Origin of the sequence: Methanosaeta sp. UBA356 (assembly GCF_002496465.1) — an archaeon.
In the GTDB taxonomy this organism is placed as follows: Archaea; Halobacteriota; Methanosarcinia; order Methanotrichales; family Methanotrichaceae; genus Methanothrix; species Methanothrix soehngenii.
Map to the genome: position 1 here is coordinate 1 of NZ_DAKC01000046.1, position 15,692 is coordinate 15,692.

The 15,692-nt window shown below is 51.5% G+C and carries 22 protein-coding genes; 14 read left to right on the forward strand and 8 right to left on the reverse strand.

Translation table 11 applies throughout. The features are described 5' to 3' along the window. The first annotated feature begins 77 nt into the window (after positions 1-77). Both BP727_RS03560 and BP727_RS03565 read left to right on the forward strand, forming a co-directional pair. Entirely contained in the window at positions 78-593 is a 516-nt protein-coding gene (locus BP727_RS03560; protein WP_286857403.1) for a hypothetical protein, read from the forward strand. Continuing rightward, on the forward strand, positions 581-1,495 hold the full coding sequence (locus BP727_RS03565; RefSeq protein ID WP_286857445.1) for a site-specific integrase: 915 nt from the start codon (positions 581-583) through the stop codon (positions 1,493-1,495). Before BP727_RS03560 ends, BP727_RS03565 begins: the two co-directional genes overlap by 13 nt. Here the strand turns inward: BP727_RS03565 and BP727_RS13610 are convergent. Continuing rightward, positions 1,492-1,776, reverse strand: coding sequence for a type II toxin-antitoxin system RelE family toxin (locus tag BP727_RS13610; protein WP_394339394.1), 285 nt, complete (start codon positions 1,774-1,776; stop codon positions 1,492-1,494). The genes BP727_RS03565 and BP727_RS13610 overlap by 4 nt on opposite strands. After that, complete coding sequence (locus tag BP727_RS03570; protein ID WP_286857406.1) at positions 1,773-1,919, reverse strand: hypothetical protein; 147 nt, start codon at positions 1,917-1,919, stop codon at positions 1,773-1,775. The genes BP727_RS13610 and BP727_RS03570 overlap by 4 nt, the downstream gene beginning before the upstream one ends. A gap of 415 nt (positions 1,920-2,334) precedes the next feature. On the opposite strand from BP727_RS03570, the gene BP727_RS03575 reads away from it, so the two are divergent. Beyond that, a complete protein-coding gene (locus BP727_RS03575) occupies positions 2,335-2,703 on the forward strand; it encodes a hypothetical protein (protein WP_286857408.1) in 369 nt (122 codons plus the stop codon). 15 nt (positions 2,704-2,718) lie between these two features. On the opposite strand, the gene BP727_RS03580 is transcribed toward BP727_RS03575, so the two are convergent. Next, a complete protein-coding gene (locus BP727_RS03580) occupies positions 2,719-3,597 on the reverse strand; it encodes a hypothetical protein (protein WP_286857410.1) in 879 nt (292 codons plus the stop codon). A gap of 109 nt (positions 3,598-3,706) precedes the next feature. On the opposite strand from BP727_RS03580, the gene BP727_RS03585 reads away from it, so the two are divergent. The 10 genes from BP727_RS03585 (at position 3,707) to BP727_RS03630 (ending at position 12,760) form a co-directional block, all read left to right on the forward strand. Continuing rightward, the gene (locus BP727_RS03585) at positions 3,707-3,865 is read left to right on the forward strand and encodes a hypothetical protein (protein WP_286857413.1); all 159 of its coding nucleotides are present in this window, start codon (positions 3,707-3,709) and stop codon (positions 3,863-3,865) included. Between the two features lie 160 nt (positions 3,866-4,025). After that, positions 4,026-4,184, forward strand: a complete 159-nt coding sequence (locus tag BP727_RS03590) for a hypothetical protein (RefSeq protein WP_286857415.1) — start codon at positions 4,026-4,028, stop codon at positions 4,182-4,184. A gap of 609 nt (positions 4,185-4,793) precedes the next feature. After that, complete coding sequence (locus BP727_RS03595; RefSeq protein ID WP_286857417.1) at positions 4,794-6,665, forward strand: hypothetical protein; 1,872 nt, start codon at positions 4,794-4,796, stop codon at positions 6,663-6,665. Continuing rightward, on the forward strand, positions 6,662-6,802 hold the full coding sequence (locus tag BP727_RS03600) for a hypothetical protein (RefSeq protein ID WP_286857419.1): 141 nt from the start codon (positions 6,662-6,664) through the stop codon (positions 6,800-6,802). The genes BP727_RS03595 and BP727_RS03600 overlap by 4 nt, the downstream gene beginning before the upstream one ends. Before the next feature lie 273 nt (positions 6,803-7,075). Then, positions 7,076-7,438 (forward strand): hypothetical protein, encoded by a 363-nt coding sequence (locus BP727_RS03605; protein ID WP_286857421.1) that lies wholly within the window; start codon positions 7,076-7,078, stop codon positions 7,436-7,438. Then, the gene (locus BP727_RS03610) at positions 7,422-8,174 is read left to right on the forward strand and encodes a terminase large subunit domain-containing protein (RefSeq protein ID WP_286857422.1); all 753 of its coding nucleotides are present in this window, start codon (positions 7,422-7,424) and stop codon (positions 8,172-8,174) included. The genes BP727_RS03605 and BP727_RS03610 overlap by 17 nt, the downstream gene beginning before the upstream one ends. A 4-nt stretch (positions 8,175-8,178) precedes the next feature. After that, positions 8,179-8,853, forward strand: a complete 675-nt coding sequence (locus BP727_RS03615; RefSeq protein WP_286857423.1) for a hypothetical protein — start codon at positions 8,179-8,181, stop codon at positions 8,851-8,853. A 601-nt stretch (positions 8,854-9,454) separates the two neighbouring features. Beyond that, positions 9,455-9,988 (forward strand): hypothetical protein, encoded by a 534-nt coding sequence (locus BP727_RS03620; RefSeq protein WP_286857425.1) that lies wholly within the window; start codon positions 9,455-9,457, stop codon positions 9,986-9,988. A 308-nt stretch (positions 9,989-10,296) separates the two neighbouring features. After that, on the forward strand, positions 10,297-10,563 hold the full coding sequence (locus BP727_RS03625; protein WP_286857427.1) for a hypothetical protein: 267 nt from the start codon (positions 10,297-10,299) through the stop codon (positions 10,561-10,563). Beyond that, positions 10,535-12,760 carry a hypothetical protein gene (locus tag BP727_RS03630; RefSeq protein ID WP_286857428.1) on the forward strand — a complete coding sequence of 742 codons (2,226 nt, stop codon included), beginning with the start codon at positions 10,535-10,537 and terminating at the stop codon, positions 12,758-12,760. The genes BP727_RS03625 and BP727_RS03630 overlap by 29 nt, the downstream gene beginning before the upstream one ends. Positions 12,761-13,268: 508 nt before the next feature. Here BP727_RS03630 and BP727_RS03635 read toward each other — a convergent pair. The 5 genes from BP727_RS03635 to BP727_RS03655 all read right to left on the reverse strand — a co-directional run bounded on the left by BP727_RS03635 (position 13,269) and on the right by BP727_RS03655 (position 15,275). Next, a complete protein-coding gene (locus BP727_RS03635; RefSeq protein WP_286857430.1) occupies positions 13,269-13,649 on the reverse strand; it encodes a hypothetical protein in 381 nt (126 codons plus the stop codon). 86 nt (positions 13,650-13,735) lie between these two features. Next, positions 13,736-13,999 carry a hypothetical protein gene (locus tag BP727_RS03640; protein WP_286857432.1) on the reverse strand — a complete coding sequence of 88 codons (264 nt, stop codon included), beginning with the start codon at positions 13,997-13,999 and terminating at the stop codon, positions 13,736-13,738. Between the two features lie 5 nt (positions 14,000-14,004). After that, positions 14,005-14,520, reverse strand: a complete 516-nt coding sequence (locus BP727_RS03645) for a hypothetical protein (RefSeq protein ID WP_286857434.1) — start codon at positions 14,518-14,520, stop codon at positions 14,005-14,007. 181 nt (positions 14,521-14,701) lie between these two features. Further along, positions 14,702-14,896 carry a hypothetical protein gene (locus tag BP727_RS03650; RefSeq protein WP_286857437.1) on the reverse strand — a complete coding sequence of 65 codons (195 nt, stop codon included), beginning with the start codon at positions 14,894-14,896 and terminating at the stop codon, positions 14,702-14,704. A 1-nt stretch (position 14,897) separates the two neighbouring features. Next, on the reverse strand, positions 14,898-15,275 hold the full coding sequence (locus tag BP727_RS03655) for a hypothetical protein (protein ID WP_286857440.1): 378 nt from the start codon (positions 15,273-15,275) through the stop codon (positions 14,898-14,900). Between the two features lie 97 nt (positions 15,276-15,372). Here BP727_RS03655 and BP727_RS03660 point away from each other — a divergent pair, with 97 nt between their 5' ends. After that, entirely contained in the window at positions 15,373-15,564 is a 192-nt protein-coding gene (locus BP727_RS03660; RefSeq protein ID WP_286857442.1) for an AbrB/MazE/SpoVT family DNA-binding domain-containing protein, read from the forward strand. The last annotated feature ends 128 nt before the right edge of the window (positions 15,565-15,692 follow it).

Sequence of the window (15,692 nt, forward strand, 5' to 3'; positions counted from 1 at the left end):
CCTTATATGCGCCGATCGGGATTAAACTCTAATTTTACTCAGTAAAGGCTTTATAAGATAACGATTATTTTCTTAGCATGGCCACTAAAACTTTGCCTGATCAAGCCCGGTATACTTACGTCTATCATCCATCCCGAGACCATAAGGAGAGATGGAAAAAGATAGCAGCAAAGGCCCATATACCGCTTTCCAAGTTCATTATTGCCACAGTGGACGGCGTGGTAGATGAGAATGAGGAGTACAGGCCACGGCGTGAGATTGTGCGCGAAGTTGAAGCGCTCAGGCAGGAGAACCGATCCCTACGCGATGAGATGCATAGAAAAGATGTTCTCCTGGATCGCTATGAGCACGAGCTAAAACGGTATAGGGCAGCACCCTGGATTGAAGGCACTCCGGGAATTGCTCAGATGAATGAGGATCTGATCAATATACTGAAGGCTCGCGGCAAGATCGAGAGTGGCCGGCTGCTGGAAGAGTTGGGTATAGATTCCAGGGAGACAGATCTTACAAAGGCGATCTACAAGCAGCTTGAATCCTTGCAGGCTTTCGGTGCAGTGGAGCATAAAGAGGGCTCTTGGGCGTGGTTGTGGTGATAGCGGCATACCTGCAAGACTGCGAAGTCCGAGGGATGAGCCCCAGGAGCCTTCCAGGGTATAAATCGGCCTTGAAGGACTTTAGCGGCTATCTGGATTCTATCAAGACTGATATCATAGACGTAGACAAGAACGTTCTAAAAGGCTACCTGGAGCACTCCAGGAGAAGAGGTCTATCTCAAAGGAGTATTGAGCTCACCTTTTCGGTGCTATCCTCTTACTATGAGTACCTGGTTTATGAGGGCCTGGTCTCTTCTAATCCCGTGCCGGCCATCAGGAAGAGGTATTTGAGGCGCTACAAGGACAATGGAGATCCACACGAGAGGCAGCTCATCTCAGTGGAAGATTCCGCCAGGATGATCAAGGCCGAACCAGATATCAGGAACAAGGCTATCCTGATTCTGCTCTTCAAGACCGGCATGAGACGAAATGAGCTTATCACCCTGGATATCTCTGATGTGGACCTGGTCGAGAATATGATCAGATTGAAGCCCACTGGCAAGCGGACCAATAGGACGCTGTTCATGGACGATGAGGCGGCCTATATCCTTCGGCGATGGCTCAGAGTACGGGAAGGCATCAACAAGAAAAAGGAGACTGCTCTATTTATCAGCTCATGGGGAAACAGAATATCCCGGAACGATGTTTATCAGGCGGTCACAAATGCGGCTGAGCGCGTTGGCCTGCACAATCCCGATTCGGAGCGGATGGAAGACCATTTCAGCCCGCACAATTGCCGCCACTTCTTCACCACTCACCTGAGACGGGCAGGGATGCGGCGCGAGTTCATCCAGGAGCTTAGAGGCGATTCAAGACGGGAAGCGATAGATATCTATGACCACATCGACCTGAAGGAGCTGAAGGAAGCTTATTTAGCATGCATTCCACAGTTGGGGATTTAGTAGATATCTCCCCTGGTGTCGAGTTTCAAAACGAGGACTTGTGACTCCTCGACTTGATAAATGAGCCTGTACTCACCGATTCTTGCCCGGAATCGGTTTTTTTGGCCTTTGCATTTTTTGATGTCAAAATTGGTTGAAGAAAGAGCAACGATTTTGGTTCTTTGTGGATAGGGATTCTCGCTAAGACTGTCGATCAGCTTCCCGATTTTTACCTGATGGGATCGAGGAAGAGATAATATATAAAGCCTGACTTTTTTATCTAAGCGAACACAAAAGCTCATAGACCAAGTTCAGCCTTGAGGTCTTCCCAGGATATGCCGCACTTGCGGGTCTCTTCTGCCAGCCTGTCAAGCTCCTCGATCTCACATGCTTCCAACTCGATCTCATCAATTGTGACATCCTGGATCTTGGTTGCTCCGGCCATGGTATGTACTCGTCTTGCGGGGGAGATATAGGTTTCGATGTACCGATCACTGCTTGGTGGGATCTGAAGAGGTCGGCGGAACGCTCAACGGTGGCCCGACCGATTCCTCCAATTGGAGTATTTTCTAAATTTAATATTTCACTTTTTGCTTGATTGCCTCTTTTCGCACTTCTGGCGACTTCTCAGAAATCAGTGGACGGGAAGCTCTCTCTGAAACTATGTTGCCCATGGGCAATTTTTCGTCTTTCAGAATTTCGCTGTTCGCTAGTTCTATTACATTCTTGAAGCGATTGATGAAAAATGTCATAGAACTAAGGCAGAAAAGAGAGGAAGGGGGGTTGGCGGCGATACCACGGTTGGGGATATGACGGCGCCGTCCCGTCTCTCCTAAATACTTGAAGGATAATGCCGTAATATGGCAAGCTTTGAGGATATCGTATTCTTTTACCTGGTAGGAATTGAAGGGGACAACGAGCTTTTCCATAAGGAGGCTTTGATCTTCCCTGCCAAAAACGTGCTCGATGACAGCATAGGCGCTCACCTGGAGATCTGGCAGGCACCTAAAAGCAAGCGTTGGCATTGGAGGCTGCAGTATCATACCGTGCATACCTACTTTGAAGACCCTGGAGAGGGCTTCATAGATGCCAAAGCGGCTATGAAGGCGGCCATGGAACACGGGGAGGTTGCCACTACCATAGGCTCCTGGATGGATGGAGTGCGGCTGGAACAGATAGCAGGCTATGCACAAGAAGAACGCGAGAGAAAGAAGAAACGCGGATTATAAAATGCTCAAAAAGCATCACTGCGACACCCATCCACATTCTTCTTTTGAAATCTCTTCATGCTCTATCATTTTATCGATTAAATTGGTCACTGCATTTCTTGAATGATTGATCTCTACTGCAATAGCGAGCCTATTTCTCCATCCACTTTCCCAAAGCTCCTTAATCTTTTCAATAGCAAGGGGGTCATTTTCTAGATTTGTAATGTCTTGCGCTTGTCTCTCAATTCTTCTTTTAATCTCTCTTTCGTTTTCTTGAATTTGATAAACGGTTTGCCATACACCCCATGAATCGCGGCCAACTTGTTTGGCTATTTGCTCTACATCCTTCATGCCAGATTCCAGAAGTTCTCTTATCTTTTTCTCTTCTTCTTGCCACATATGTTCGTCTATGAGATCTTCTATGCTGCGATTTCGTACGATTCCAGGATGCTCGATATCAACGAATTCTTTAATAAGATAATCTACGTGATTCCATAATAAAATGGCTCTTTCAATTTCCTCTTTTTTGGGCTTCCTTCTATGAAATTCTCCGTGCTTTGTGGATTTGCCGGTTATCCAATCCGCACCAGCAACTTTTCTATTTATTTCCTCAAGGATATACGAATCTTCTTCGGTTCCTCGTACTTTTTTATAATTCAATATTCTTAAAGCGGACTCCGTTAATTTCAATAGCAATCGGACATGCCCGTCTTTCAATCCGGCTTTTCGCTCCTCCGAAGGTCTGATCTTTTTCGGCGGCAATGCTTCCATTATGTAAAGCAATCCGGCCAGGCCGTCCAAGCCCGATTGAAGCTTTTTTAACATCTTGTAATCCAAATTTGCCCTATCTGCAGGTCTCAGACTCTTTCGCTCCCTCAAATTCTTCGCTTGGTCCTTAGTGAGATCTTTTGCCATGAGTGAAACTTGTTGATCATGGTATTTATAACTATATCTTAAAATGAGTTATAACTAAAAATGAGATACAATAATTAAATATAAATAGACTTGAAGCCACTAGTGTCTTATGAGACTGGTGAGAGTTAGGAAATCATGCCGTGGTGAGAGAATTCTTGCCATTCCTAAGGAGCTGGCCAAAAAAATAGAGGCAGGTTACATGAACGTTCAACTTGACGACTCCGGGCGGCTTACATACACCCCGGTATCAATTTCGGAGGTTACATGAAAAACGATATGCCAAGAGGCAGCGGGCACTGCCTCAGGGCGGGCGGCTCTCCAAACGGCGAAATCGGGAGTTTACCATGATAAAGTCAACCTGTTCTGACTTAAAACTTTCGGCGCAATCTCCTCACCGCCTTGCCGATTGTGAAGAAGCTCGCGGCCAATTGCTCCGGATTTTCGAAGCGGAGGGGCAGTGCATCGCGACCTTTGCCTGGGGCTGCTGCTCTTTTCCGGCTGAGCTACGCGAAGAGCTGGAGCCTCTGGTGGGACACGATATCGCGGTGCTCCGGCTGGGCAAATATCACTTCCAGGTGGTGGACTGAATGGCCGAAATTTGCCCACTAAGCCAAAAGGAATGCATCCGCGAGCGCTGCTCTTGGTGGATTGTCACTCAGGTTTGCATAGGCAGAGGAAAGTTTCGGCAATCAAGCGAGTGTGCTATCTCAAAGATCGCGAGCGGTCTGGATTCTCTGGCATGGAGGAGTTGATGGACGCGGCCTTTGAGCGAGCATTGCAGAGAATCCCGCCACAGCACCGAGAGAGGCCCCGCCATGTGAGCGCCAGGCAGTGGGGGCGGTGCTGATGGCCTATATTTGGGCGAAAACGGTCCTTTGTTCTGCCTGCAACCAACACAAGCCAGGGTTTGGGTCTGAATACTACTCGGGCGATCAATGCAGGTGCGCAGACTGTATAAAAGCTGGCAGAGAGTTGCCGTATCAATTCGGCCCGCTTGAAGGCATCATAGGCGTAACGATCCCACAATTTAAGGGACAGCTGAGGGAGCGGCGGTAATGGCGGCAACATGGGAAGTTCCGGATTTCGATAAAGCTCTGGAAGAAGCGGCCCGCGATGGAGTGCAGTTGCTGTCTATTCCTGAAATCGTGGTCAATGACAGGCATCTCCATGAGCTAACCGCACTGGCAGTCCCTGCTATGGAGAGGTATAACCACCCCGCAACCATTTTCGTAAGGGCTGGCCAGCTTGTGAGGGTTCGACAGGACGAGAACAGAAACTACGTTATCGAGATCTTGTCGGAGGCAGCGCTGCGCGGTATTCTATCCAGATGCGCAAGGTTCGTGCAGGATGACCCCAGCGGGAAGGAGGAGCCTAAGCCAACCGATCCCTCCGTTAAGCTCGTCAAAGACGTTTTGGCCCTTCCGGGATGGTCCGAGTTTGCCCCTATCTCCGGGATTGTGACCAGTCCGGTTATGAGGCCGGATGGGACGGTTCACGATAGACCCGGCTACGATCCTATGACCAAGACCTTTTATGCCGGAGATCTGAGGCTAGACGTTCCAGAGAAGCCCACAAAGGAAGAGGCTGCGGAGTGCGCGCGCTACATTCTTGCTGAGGTCTTCGGAGACTTCCCCTTTGCGGATGAAGCTAGCCGGGCAAATGTGCTAGCTGCACTGCTGACCGTGGTCACAAAGCACCTGGTGGGGGGCAATACTCCATTGGGGCTCATAGATAAGCCACAGGCCGGAACAGGTGCAAGCCTGATAGCTGAGATTATCGCAGAGATCACGACGGGTAATGGGGCCTGCATGGAGACATGCCCGGATGATGATGAGGAGTGGCGGAAGGCGATAACCTCAATCCTTATGCGCGGGCCTCAGATGGTGGTCCTTGATAATCTATCGGACACCCTGAAGGCTCCTAAGCTTTCTCAAATGCTAACCGCCTGCACTTGGAGCGACAGGCTGCTGGGGCAAAACAAGATCATCGACCTTCCACAGACTGCTTCCTGGTTTGTGACTGGCAACAATATCCAGCTAGCTGGAGACGTTGCCAGGCGGTCCTATTGGGTCCGGCTCAATGCTGGAACGGCTAGGCCATGGCTGAGGGAAGGCTTCCGGCACCCGGATCTGAAAGCATGGGTCAGAGAGAACAGGGCGGATCTTCTCACCTGCCTTTTTGTGATGGTCCGGGCCTGGATTGTCGCCGGCGCGCCGAAGTGGGCCGGAGCTAAACTTGGAAGCTTCGAAGAATGGAGTTCCACCATAGGCGGGATACTTCAGTTTGCTGGCATTGAGGGATTCTTAGACAATGGAGCTGATCTCTATGACAATGCCGATCAAGACGTTGCCCAATGGGATATTTTCTTAGGCATCTGGCAGGCTCTTGATAGGGGCAATGCCATAACCGCGGCGCAACTGAAGAAGAGGCTCACTGACTCCGGGCCTGGCGCCAATCCCGAGAACTTCCCATTTCAGGCAGAAATGCCGGCTGAGATCATCGCAGTGATTGACAAGAAAGGGGCTGTTGCCCTGGGGCTTGCTCTGAAAAAGAGGGTTGACCAGATGTTCCCCTCTGGTAGGATGTTAACTGCTGAGAAGGATTCTCATACAAAGGGAATAAAATGGCTAGTTAAGACGGTCGAACATTACAATAATAAGGATAAATCCTCAAAAGACCGGCGGGAAGTAAAGAAACCCTCAGTTTGCGGAGGGTTGAAAAAACATGAATCGATAGCAGAGGGTCGATTTGCGGAGGGTGCGGAGGGTTGTTCCATACTTAGGAGATTTTCGGGAGAGGGTGAAAATTCTATAGAGGGAGAAATAACCTCCGCACCCTCCGCAAATGGGGCTACTGATAGCGAAATGGCAAAATCCAACCCTCCGCAAATCGACCGCTTGATAGTGGTTAGGTTCCTGATGGAGGTTCCTGCTTTCGTTGGGCTGGATGGCCTGACATATGGTCCTTTCCAGGAGGAGGACGTTGCATCAATCCCGGAACTCCAGGCTAGGGGGCTCTTCATGAAAGATGCGATCGTGCAGGTCAGTCCTTCGGAGGCCCGGACATGAGCGAACCCGAGGCCCTGCAGGATCGCCGCAAAATCCTTTTAGAGCAGCTATCGCTAGCGGCGGATGAGATCAGGCGGATTGATGATAGATTATCGAGCCTGCTAGAAGGCAGGAGACCAGGAGCAGGAGCAGTATGAGCAGGAAAGGAAAGTCAAGGACCCGAAGAGCGCGAAAAGATATCCTGAGATCAATGTCAAAGCACGGTAAAGGCCGCGAGAGCTACAATAGGCAGGCATACGACGGTCACGCCAGCGAGGAGAGCTGAGATGGGGAGGAAGTCCAAGATTGAAGCTCATCCTCAGAGCGAGGAAATCATAAGGCGGCTGGCTTCTGGAGAAGAATATTCCGATATAGTCCGAGATATTCCGGGCCTCACCTGGGATGATCTGGATTATTATCAAAAGAAAAAATTGCCAGTAATATTATCTAAATCAAATGATCTTAAAGCCCTGGCTGATGAGATAGAGCGGGCGGATGTCCATAAGGGAGATACCTATCTCCAGCTCGTTATCGGCCTGCAGAAGAAAGCCCTGGATGCTCTGGAGCAGCAGAATGCCAAAGAAGATCCCAAATCATGGGCCATGGTCTCCAGGGAGGCGCGGGGATATGTGGAGCTGATGGGCAAGGCCCTGGATAGGATCAGGGAAGCACCACCTGCCCAAATCACCATCATAAATAATCCTGAATGGGTTGAGCTTCGGACCCTGATCATAACGGCCTTGGAGCCCTATCCCGACGCAAGGCAGGCGGTGGTCAATGTCATCCACAAGTGACGACCTGGCGCACTCCCTGGATCCAGTCTTGTGGGCGAAGGAGGTCTTGGGCTTCCATCCCGATCCCTGGCAGGCCTCCCTTCTGAGGAGCAGATCAAGGAAGATCATCCTCAACTGCTCCAGGCAAAGCGGCAAATCAACGGTCTGTGCCGCTTTGGGCCTGCATGAAAGCATCTATCGCCGTCCTTCCTTCGGCCTGGTGATCGCTCCGACGCAAGACCAGTCCTCAGAGCTGATGCTGAAGTTCGATGAATTTAGAGGAGCTGTGGAGCTCCCTAGCGCCTACCTGAGCACCGACACTAAGCTAGCTGTCAGGTTTGCCAATGGCAATAGGTTCATAGCCAGGCCTGGCAGCGAGAAGAGCGCAAGAAGCTTTTCGGCTGTGACCTTGCTCCTGGAAGATGAGGCCGCCAGGGTTGCGGATGCTCTTTATAACAGCGTTCGGCCCATGCTGGCGGTCTCCAATGGCCGGCATGTCCTAATGAGCACTCCCTTTGGTAAGCAAAACCACTTCTTCAAGATTTGGGATGAGCAGCGGGATCTATGGGAATGGTACGAAATCCCGGCGGAAAAGTGCCCGCGCATAACGAAAGAGTTCTTAGAAGAGGAGCAGAGGACGAACCCGTGGTTTGACCAAGAGTATCATTGTGTATTCATGGACGCTGAGGGATCAATATTCAGTTCGGATTTATTCAAATCGTTGGCCAATCCGGCCATAAGCGCATTGAGGATGTGAGAATATGTCACTGATAAGGAGATATATGTTAGGTGTGGATCTGGCAAAGTCCCTGGATTATACCAGCTTCGCAGTAGTTGAAATGGTCTGGAGATCTGAGATTCAAGATTTTGTCTATCACCTGAAGGCCCTGGATCGAATAAGAGGCGTTGACTATCCGAAAATTACCGATATGATCCTTGCCACGGCTAAACGGCTGGAAGAAGAAGGCAGGCGGAACATTGCCACTTTGACCAGCGACGGCCCGCACCTTTGCATGGATGCAAGCGGCTTAGGAGCGCCGATCAAGGACTATCTGAAGCAAAACGGTTGGTTCGGCGGTGGCTCATATGGCCGGAAGATCTACCCGGTGGTATTTACCGGCGGTGAGGCGGCCCGCCTTGACCCGGCAACTCACAATTACAATATCAGCAAGTCCATTATCATCAGCAACTTCCTCAGCCTGATGCAACATCGCCGCTTCGACTATGCGCCGGATCTGGAGACACTTCCATTGCTGGAGAAGGAGATTGCCAGTTTCAAGTATCATCTGACTCCCTCCGGCCATACTGGTTTTGATGCAGAGCAGGGAGCCCATGATGATCTGATTTGCGCAACTTGTATCCCGCTCATAATCGGGGAGTGGCGATACAATCACGGTCCAAAAGCGACTGTTGGTCCAAAGCCAGCCGGATTGTGAGAACATGGATCGACACGAATTAGCGATTTTGAAAGCGAAAGCGAAGGCATATGATTGCATAGAGATCGCCCAAGGCGCTGATTTTGACCATAGCGATGAGAACCATTGCTTTGTTTTCAAAGTCAAGGACCCGGCGCGATTGGCCAAATTCCAAGGATTGGCTTATTGGTTACCACGGAGGTGAAACGGCGGCAGCGCACCCACGCCGCAAGCGGCGGGGCATCCGAGGCGCTGCCGCATGAAGTTGGAGCCAGGCCAAGCAGATCTGAGCCTAAATTGAATACGCATGCCCTTTATCCCAGCCGCAGCGAGCTGCGGGGTATTACGTTTAAAAATAAAAAATGTCAGAATTAAGATTGAGAGATGATCAGGGACGGTTTGTCTCTGAAACGGAAGAGAACGCATACATGAATGGCATCCTCCGAGGCCTAGCAGGTGGAGGAGCACCGCCCGCACCTACACAAACACCGCCGGCAAACGGTGCCGGGCAACCAGTACCACCAGGAGCAGGCCAGGAACCGCGAGAAGATGAGAACACGGTAATGAATCGATGCCTAAAAGAAATGTGTGGCATTGCTGACGCGAATTCAAGGTGATTTATATGAAGACCGATATTGATACAATCGAGGCAGATATCACGAGCTGCCAGGGACAGATAAAGAGACTCCAGCACACAACCGTTGAATGCGTGGGCTTTGCCCCCGCTGGAAAGGTCACAGTGACCGATAAAATCAGGCTGGAAAGCCTAAACGGTGAGATCGACCGCTTAAACGAGCTGGTAGGCCACAACGGCGAGGTTGCCCGAAAGCTGCATGAATGCTTGCAGAAGGCCGGTAAGGAGTCTATCAGTGATCTGATCAAAGACAAGAACGGCTCCGAGCAGAGGAGAGCGAGGTATCGGGAACTTATCAATCAGACAATTGGAACCTGGTTGAAGGTCGATTCTTTCATGTATGACTTGTCGAATATTCGCACTCACCCTCGAGTTAAGGGCGAGCTGGAAAAATATGAGCCTTTGATACCGATCGAAGAACAAAACATCAAGCACCTATCTGAGGTCTTGGAAGAAGCGCAGGCCATAATTGCAGACTTCCAGCCCACAGGATTGCCTGAGATCGATCAGCCGGTGGTCTAAAATGGGCTGGTATGGCGAGCCTGACGACCCCACCCAACGAGAAGCCGAAAGGCAACGCCGGGCAGAAGCCCGCGAGAGACGGGCGGCAGCCGAAGCCAAAGAGCGAGCCGATAGAGAAAGCGGGGCGGCTTTTCGCCGGGTTGTGGTGCCCTTCGTCCGTGGCAGCACCGAGCGATAACCCTTTTTTAAAGAGCAGGAGCGATTGATAACATGTCTGAAAACTTGATAGATTCGGTAGAGAAGGATACGGCTGTATTGGCTGATCCTAATGCATGGATGGAAGAAAAACGCTATGCCGGTGAAGATTTATGAAGCTCGCTATATTAGAGAAGCTTGCTCCTGGTCTGGTCGCCGAAGTGAACCGCCTGATATGGCTCACCGAGGCCATGCACGATCTATTGATCCTGCAGATTCCGTACACTGAGCAGAATCTTGACATATCTTTCCAGAACGTCAAGCACATGGAGCCTGATCTGGTCGTGGGGAATGCTACCATCCAGGACCGCCAGGCAAGCCTGATAGAAGCGCTTAGGAGAGGGACCACACGTGATCGAGATAACTGTCACAAATCCTGATGGGGGACTGACGGTCTGCCCGGTCCTTGTAGAGCGGCCTGAGTTCGATGAGTACCTAGACAAGCCCCGGCGGCTCGTAGCTAAGATCGAGAAAGGTAGCGGTCTGGATCCTCAGGGTACTGTCCAAGTGACACGTCGGGGCAAGATCATCCTGCTCGGCCACATCAAGCAGCTTGATCAGTCTCGCCAAGAATCCGACGGCTTGGTATTGGATTCAGCCGAAGCCCTCCTGGAGGAGAGGATAGGCCAGTTCTACCGCTATCCTGCAGGCACGAGCCTGAATGCCATGCTGGCCTCAGAAATGGGTGGATCCGTCGTGGGCCTCCTGGCTATGGCCAATGGCCTTGTCCCTCGCGGGAGCTTCACGCTCCATGCCGGCAGCATCTACAAGTGGGCTGGAATGGGCACAGCCTCCCGGATTGGCACCGTTGCGAGCCTCTATCAGAACACGACGCTGCTAACAAAGGTAACTGCGATTCCCACCAGTGCCGGGCAGTGGTTTCAGAATGCAACGGACCTCTATATCTGGACCATCGACAGCCGAGCACCTGAGTATCATCTCATCCTGATTCCAAATATCAAGGATACTCTGGTCAGACTTGGGACGATCTCCCTCGGCACCACCACATTCTCAGTCTGCTTCGAGATCGGCGCTGCAAAGCTCTTCCCATCCATCAAGGCTCTTGTCCTGGCAGGCGGCTTGGAGTGGACCATCCGCTACGAGAAAGACGGCTATGCCTACCTGGACGCATCTGCTGTCATAGGAAAGGGCACCAGCGCCGAGCCCGTGGCGACCTACATCCATGGCAAGAATGCTGATATCTCCACCGGGCAAGCAGACGGCCTGGGAAGGCTCCAGGCACTTCTAGGCCAAGGAGCTGGCGCGGGTATGTCGCAGCAGGCGGCGGCGGCGTTCGACACACTGACAAAGGGAACATGGCGAGAGGCAATCTACCCGGCAGGTGGGCTCTTCGGCTCGATGCTCCGCACTGCCACGGCTAAAGTATTCTCAGACTGCCAAGATCCCACCATATACAACGTGCGAACCACAGAACAGGACTGGTCTCAGGCGGTCGGCAACTACGTGGGCATAGTCAGAGACGGCTATATGCCCATCGTTCGCAGGATCAAGCACGTCCAGCAGCGACCAGCCGGGGACATGATCCTTGAGGTGGGCCAGAGGCTCAGGACGCTTTCAGAGCTCTTGAGGGCGGGCGAAGAGGTCCAAAACATCCTCTCCAGCTTCTACGGCAGCCACACGAAGAACGCCTGGAGCTGGAGCATACCGGAGACCAACATCGACAGCTATGAGAGCATATCCCATCAGTTCCTCCTGGCCTCAACCGACGATAGCGTGAAACCAGAGGACGACAAGACTATAGGCTCCGGGGAGATCGATCCCAACTTCCCCTTCATGGTCCTTCTGAACCTCAAAATAGGCTGGTATACCTCCAGCATCCTCAGCTCGAGGACGCCTACGACTTCGCATAGCAACGTCGGGTCCCATGGAGGCTATGGGGGCGGTCAGACTTCCTCCAACCCCATGACGGCCCATAGCGTGCCTCAGCAAACCGGCGTAGCTGGCAGTCCATCCACCACGGTAGGCACCGGGGTATATACATCGTTGGGAGGCAGCCACGGGCATTCGGTATCTACGACCACAACAAACACCTGGGGCGGCGGGTCTCCGTCTCATACCCATGGATACTCTTTGGCCTACGCAGTGTCTTCTCATGGCGGCCATCAGCACTCTGTCGGCTATGCGTCTACTGTAGCTGTTGCTTCAAACACCCACACTCATGTCATGCCCGGTCACTACACCAATGAGGCTGCGGCACAGTCTCATACCGAGCAGATCAAATCGGCGAACACAAGAGCCGGTTCTTCTGCTCATCCAGAGGCAGATGCTATCCTGGAGGGGCTGAAAAAGAAGTACGGGACTGGAAACTCCGTCCACTACCTGACATTGGACATATTGGTCAATGGCGTCCGGGTTCCTGGGGCTCCTTTCTCGGGCGACGGGGGGACGGGGCTCTATATCGGGGACGAAATTTCGTCAGTTGATATTTCCAATTTGGTGGCAGTCGGGCAGAAAAATACGATCGAATTGGCTATAACAGAGTTTGGAGGGCCGGGTCCTGTGCGGTGTTCCGTCTCGGGAAACATTAATGTGAACGCCGTCATCAGTGCGTTTTGAGATGGTATCAAGGCGACTGATCCCCTTCTTTTTCAGACTGCCCGCCTCTTTTGCCACTATTGACTAAACTATTTTTATTCACGACTCTTTTAAAATTGATTTAAGACACTTTCTTTGTTCCGGCGCACAAATCCCTGTCATAGAGGGATATCTTGCCAGAAATGCAACGTAGCTAAAGCGCTGTGGGGTGGAAGGCAAAGAGACGATGGTCTTTTACTTGATGGGTACTTGATGAATTGCATAACATATTTTCGTCTTGGTGATATACGGCCGGTTTTGTGTATCACGGAGGAGACCAGGACTCCAAAAATAGGCGAATTTCTCCTTCTCCTATCTGGCAAAATCGAGACCAAGATGATTCTTTTCTATTCATTTATATACATCAATTAAAATCTATCTCTATCTCAGACTAATCAATATCAATCAACCCGAGGAAATCACCTCAGATTTTGCTCTTCTCCGATTAGTTCTCTAGCTGATAGCGATAATAGGAATAGGAGAATTTCTCCTATTTTGGAAGCATAATGAGGGCCCTCTTCCGCTTATCGCCTGGAGCCCTGACTATGCCGTATCTGCCAGGAGATGAGGCCATGAGTGTCTTGATCGCATCATTGAGCAGATCCTTGTCAATCCCCAAATGGCCTCTTAAGGTCTCAAAAGTGGCTTTGTGGTCTGGTCTGGCTGCCAGATACCTCTCGATCTTCTCCGCTCTGGATAGCTCCGTCTTGCCCGGCTTCTTCTCCTTCAGCGCATGGATGAGCCGGAGCTGGATGAGCTGGTTATCAGAGAGCGTGGTATTCTCCAGCTCGATGGAGGCGACCTTGTCCCCGAGTCCGTGCACTTCGGCCCGCAAAGCTGCCAGCTCCGCTAAGAGCTGATCCTCTATCATGGCAGAGCCTCAAAAAGAGAGAGAGGCCCATATCCGGGCCTGCTGCCACATATTGGCTTCGGCTCTCCTTCGCATGGATCGAGTGGTCATTTGACTGCCTCCGCCACCACCCGCACGAGATAGTCCTCGCCGTTCCGGACCACCACTATCCTCTGGCCCATGTGGGGCTCGATCTGCCCCCAGACCCGGCCGGGGAAGGCAACGCTCACCGTCTCCGGCTGGCCACAGCGCGGGCACTTGCAGCCAAAATCAGCCACAATATCCTCGCCCACTGGCCGGATCTGCTCCAGAACGCCAGTGACCTGGCCACACTTGGAGGAAAGGACGTTCATGGTTTGCCCTTCTTCCATGGCGCTCAGGCCTCCATGCGGCATTCAGCCTTGAACTTCTCGCCTAAGACCTGAATGAGAGAGTCAATCTTCTTAATCCTGGTTTGAAGATTGCCGTATTCTACATCGACATTACATTGGCACTTCAGCATCTCGGCCAGGCCTGCGCAAATCGCATCAAACCCGTAAGTCTGAATTGCATCCTTGCAGCTTATGTCCTTGCTGTCGTTGATCTCAAAAGCGGGCGAATCAGTGCCCCACTGCTCGACCACAAAGGATCGAAACAGATGTGGCCCGCCGTCAAAAAGGGTGAGTCGATTACTGACAGCAAACCCGCTATTCTCGCCAGTTGGTACCAGCTCTCTTCGATTGATTATGTGGCAATCATACAAGCAGGGCATGAGCATCCACACTCTTGCCAGGATCTTATCAAGGGCTTCAGCCTCTTTCTCCAGTACCTTGATTTCGGCTATGCTAACCTTCTTGCTCAGAGGGATGAAGGAATCTAGCAGAGCATTCAGCTCCACCAAAGAGGAGGCCATTTCAGGCCCCCCCGTATTCGCCTTTGAGCTTGCGGTTTGCCTCTCTGATCACAGGCATGATTTCAGCGACAGAAGCGCCGGAAACATGAACTTCCCAATTATAACCGCTACTGGTTTTCTGCAGAAGGATCTTGATTGGGTTCCCGTTTTCATGGGTATGGATGACTTTGGAGTCCACCATTCAGACCACCGCCTTAGAGCAGAATTCAGCATCAAGCTTCTTGTAGATCTCTCTGATCCTGGGGACCATCGCCGCCTCATCCGCTCCGGACAGGCTCACCTCAAACGCATATCCGCCCTTTTGGCCACGCTCTACCTTGATCCTGAGGGGCTCAGGGGATGGCCCGGAGCTGTGGAAGTGCTCCACTCGCTCCATTTCAGATCGCCTCCACCGGGCCGTGTGCGCCCTCCGGCCACCCTGGCAGGCTTGCCCTGAGGTCTATTATGGGCTCCTCCACGGGTTTGGGCTGGGGGAAGTACTTGCGGCTATGTTTACATGGCTGTCCGGGATGATATGTGGCCGCCGGGCAGGAGCACCCCATGGGGGTCACCACATAATATGCATCCTTCTTGTTATTGAGGACCAACACCAAGCGCCCATCATCGAGGCTGACCTCTTGGGGCAATGGGTTGCACGCAACTTTCTTGAATGCCAGAAGAGCTTTCACGGCATCGATGCTTTGCGTTTTGGGGCTTTCGCATACCAGTTTTCCGGTCTGAGTGGCCGGGCTTGCTATAACGAGTTTGTTCTGCACTGTAACTCACCGATCATAACCTATGATAACCAAAGCATAAAAGGGTTTCGATTGGCAACAGGAACCTATATAAACCAATAGTTGCATTTTAGGAGTTATGGCAGAACGAATTGAGCTAGATGCCACGGTAAAAGTTAGGCTGCATGGGCGTATCACATTGCCACAAGATCTGAGAGAGGCACTGGGGATAAAAGATGGGGATATAGTTCACATATCCGTGAGCAAAATACCAAATAAAACCGGCGTGGGCAGTAGCAAAAACCCTATTAAGGGCCTTGCCACTGCTTAGACATTATAATGGTGAGTTACAATGCCCCGGTGTCATTCTGTTTTGGTGGAACCGAACGACTGTGAATAATCTTCTTTCCTAATGCCCTTTTGGCTTACTTAGTATTTATATGCGCCGATCGGGATTCG

Bases quoted from the DNA above. Each gene is read 5' to 3' on its own strand.
- BP727_RS03625 (WP_286857427.1), top strand. From the start codon at position 10,297: ATGAAGCTCGCTATATTAGAGAAGCTTGCTCCTGGTCTGGTCGCCGAA.
- BP727_RS03640 (WP_286857432.1), bottom strand. From the start codon at position 13,999: ATGGAAGAAGGGCAAACCATGAACGTCCTTTCCTCCAAGTGTGGCCAG.
- BP727_RS13610 (WP_394339394.1), bottom strand. From the start codon at position 1,776: ATGAGCTTTTGTGTTCGCTTAGATAAAAAAGTCAGGCTTTATATATTA.
- BP727_RS03650 (WP_286857437.1), bottom strand. From the start codon at position 14,896: ATGGAGCGAGTGGAGCACTTCCACAGCTCCGGGCCATCCCCTGAGCCC.
- BP727_RS03600 (WP_286857419.1), top strand. From the start codon at position 6,662: ATGAGCGAACCCGAGGCCCTGCAGGATCGCCGCAAAATCCTTTTAGAG.
- BP727_RS03575 (WP_286857408.1), top strand. From the start codon at position 2,335: ATGGCAAGCTTTGAGGATATCGTATTCTTTTACCTGGTAGGAATTGAA.
- BP727_RS03610 (WP_286857422.1), top strand. From the start codon at position 7,422: ATGTCATCCACAAGTGACGACCTGGCGCACTCCCTGGATCCAGTCTTG.
- BP727_RS03615 (WP_286857423.1), top strand. From the start codon at position 8,179: ATGTCACTGATAAGGAGATATATGTTAGGTGTGGATCTGGCAAAGTCC.
- BP727_RS03560 (WP_286857403.1), top strand. From the start codon at position 78: ATGGCCACTAAAACTTTGCCTGATCAAGCCCGGTATACTTACGTCTAT.
- BP727_RS03580 (WP_286857410.1), bottom strand. From the start codon at position 3,597: ATGGCAAAAGATCTCACTAAGGACCAAGCGAAGAATTTGAGGGAGCGA.
- BP727_RS03620 (WP_286857425.1), top strand. From the start codon at position 9,455: ATGAAGACCGATATTGATACAATCGAGGCAGATATCACGAGCTGCCAG.
- BP727_RS03660 (WP_286857442.1), top strand. From the start codon at position 15,373: ATGGCAGAACGAATTGAGCTAGATGCCACGGTAAAAGTTAGGCTGCAT.
- BP727_RS03645 (WP_286857434.1), bottom strand. From the start codon at position 14,520: ATGGCCTCCTCTTTGGTGGAGCTGAATGCTCTGCTAGATTCCTTCATC.
- BP727_RS03635 (WP_286857430.1), bottom strand. From the start codon at position 13,649: ATGATAGAGGATCAGCTCTTAGCGGAGCTGGCAGCTTTGCGGGCCGAA.
- BP727_RS03595 (WP_286857417.1), top strand. From the start codon at position 4,794: ATGGAGAGGTATAACCACCCCGCAACCATTTTCGTAAGGGCTGGCCAG.
- BP727_RS03570 (WP_286857406.1), bottom strand. From the start codon at position 1,919: ATGGCCGGAGCAACCAAGATCCAGGATGTCACAATTGATGAGATCGAG.
- BP727_RS03585 (WP_286857413.1), top strand. From the start codon at position 3,707: ATGAGACTGGTGAGAGTTAGGAAATCATGCCGTGGTGAGAGAATTCTT.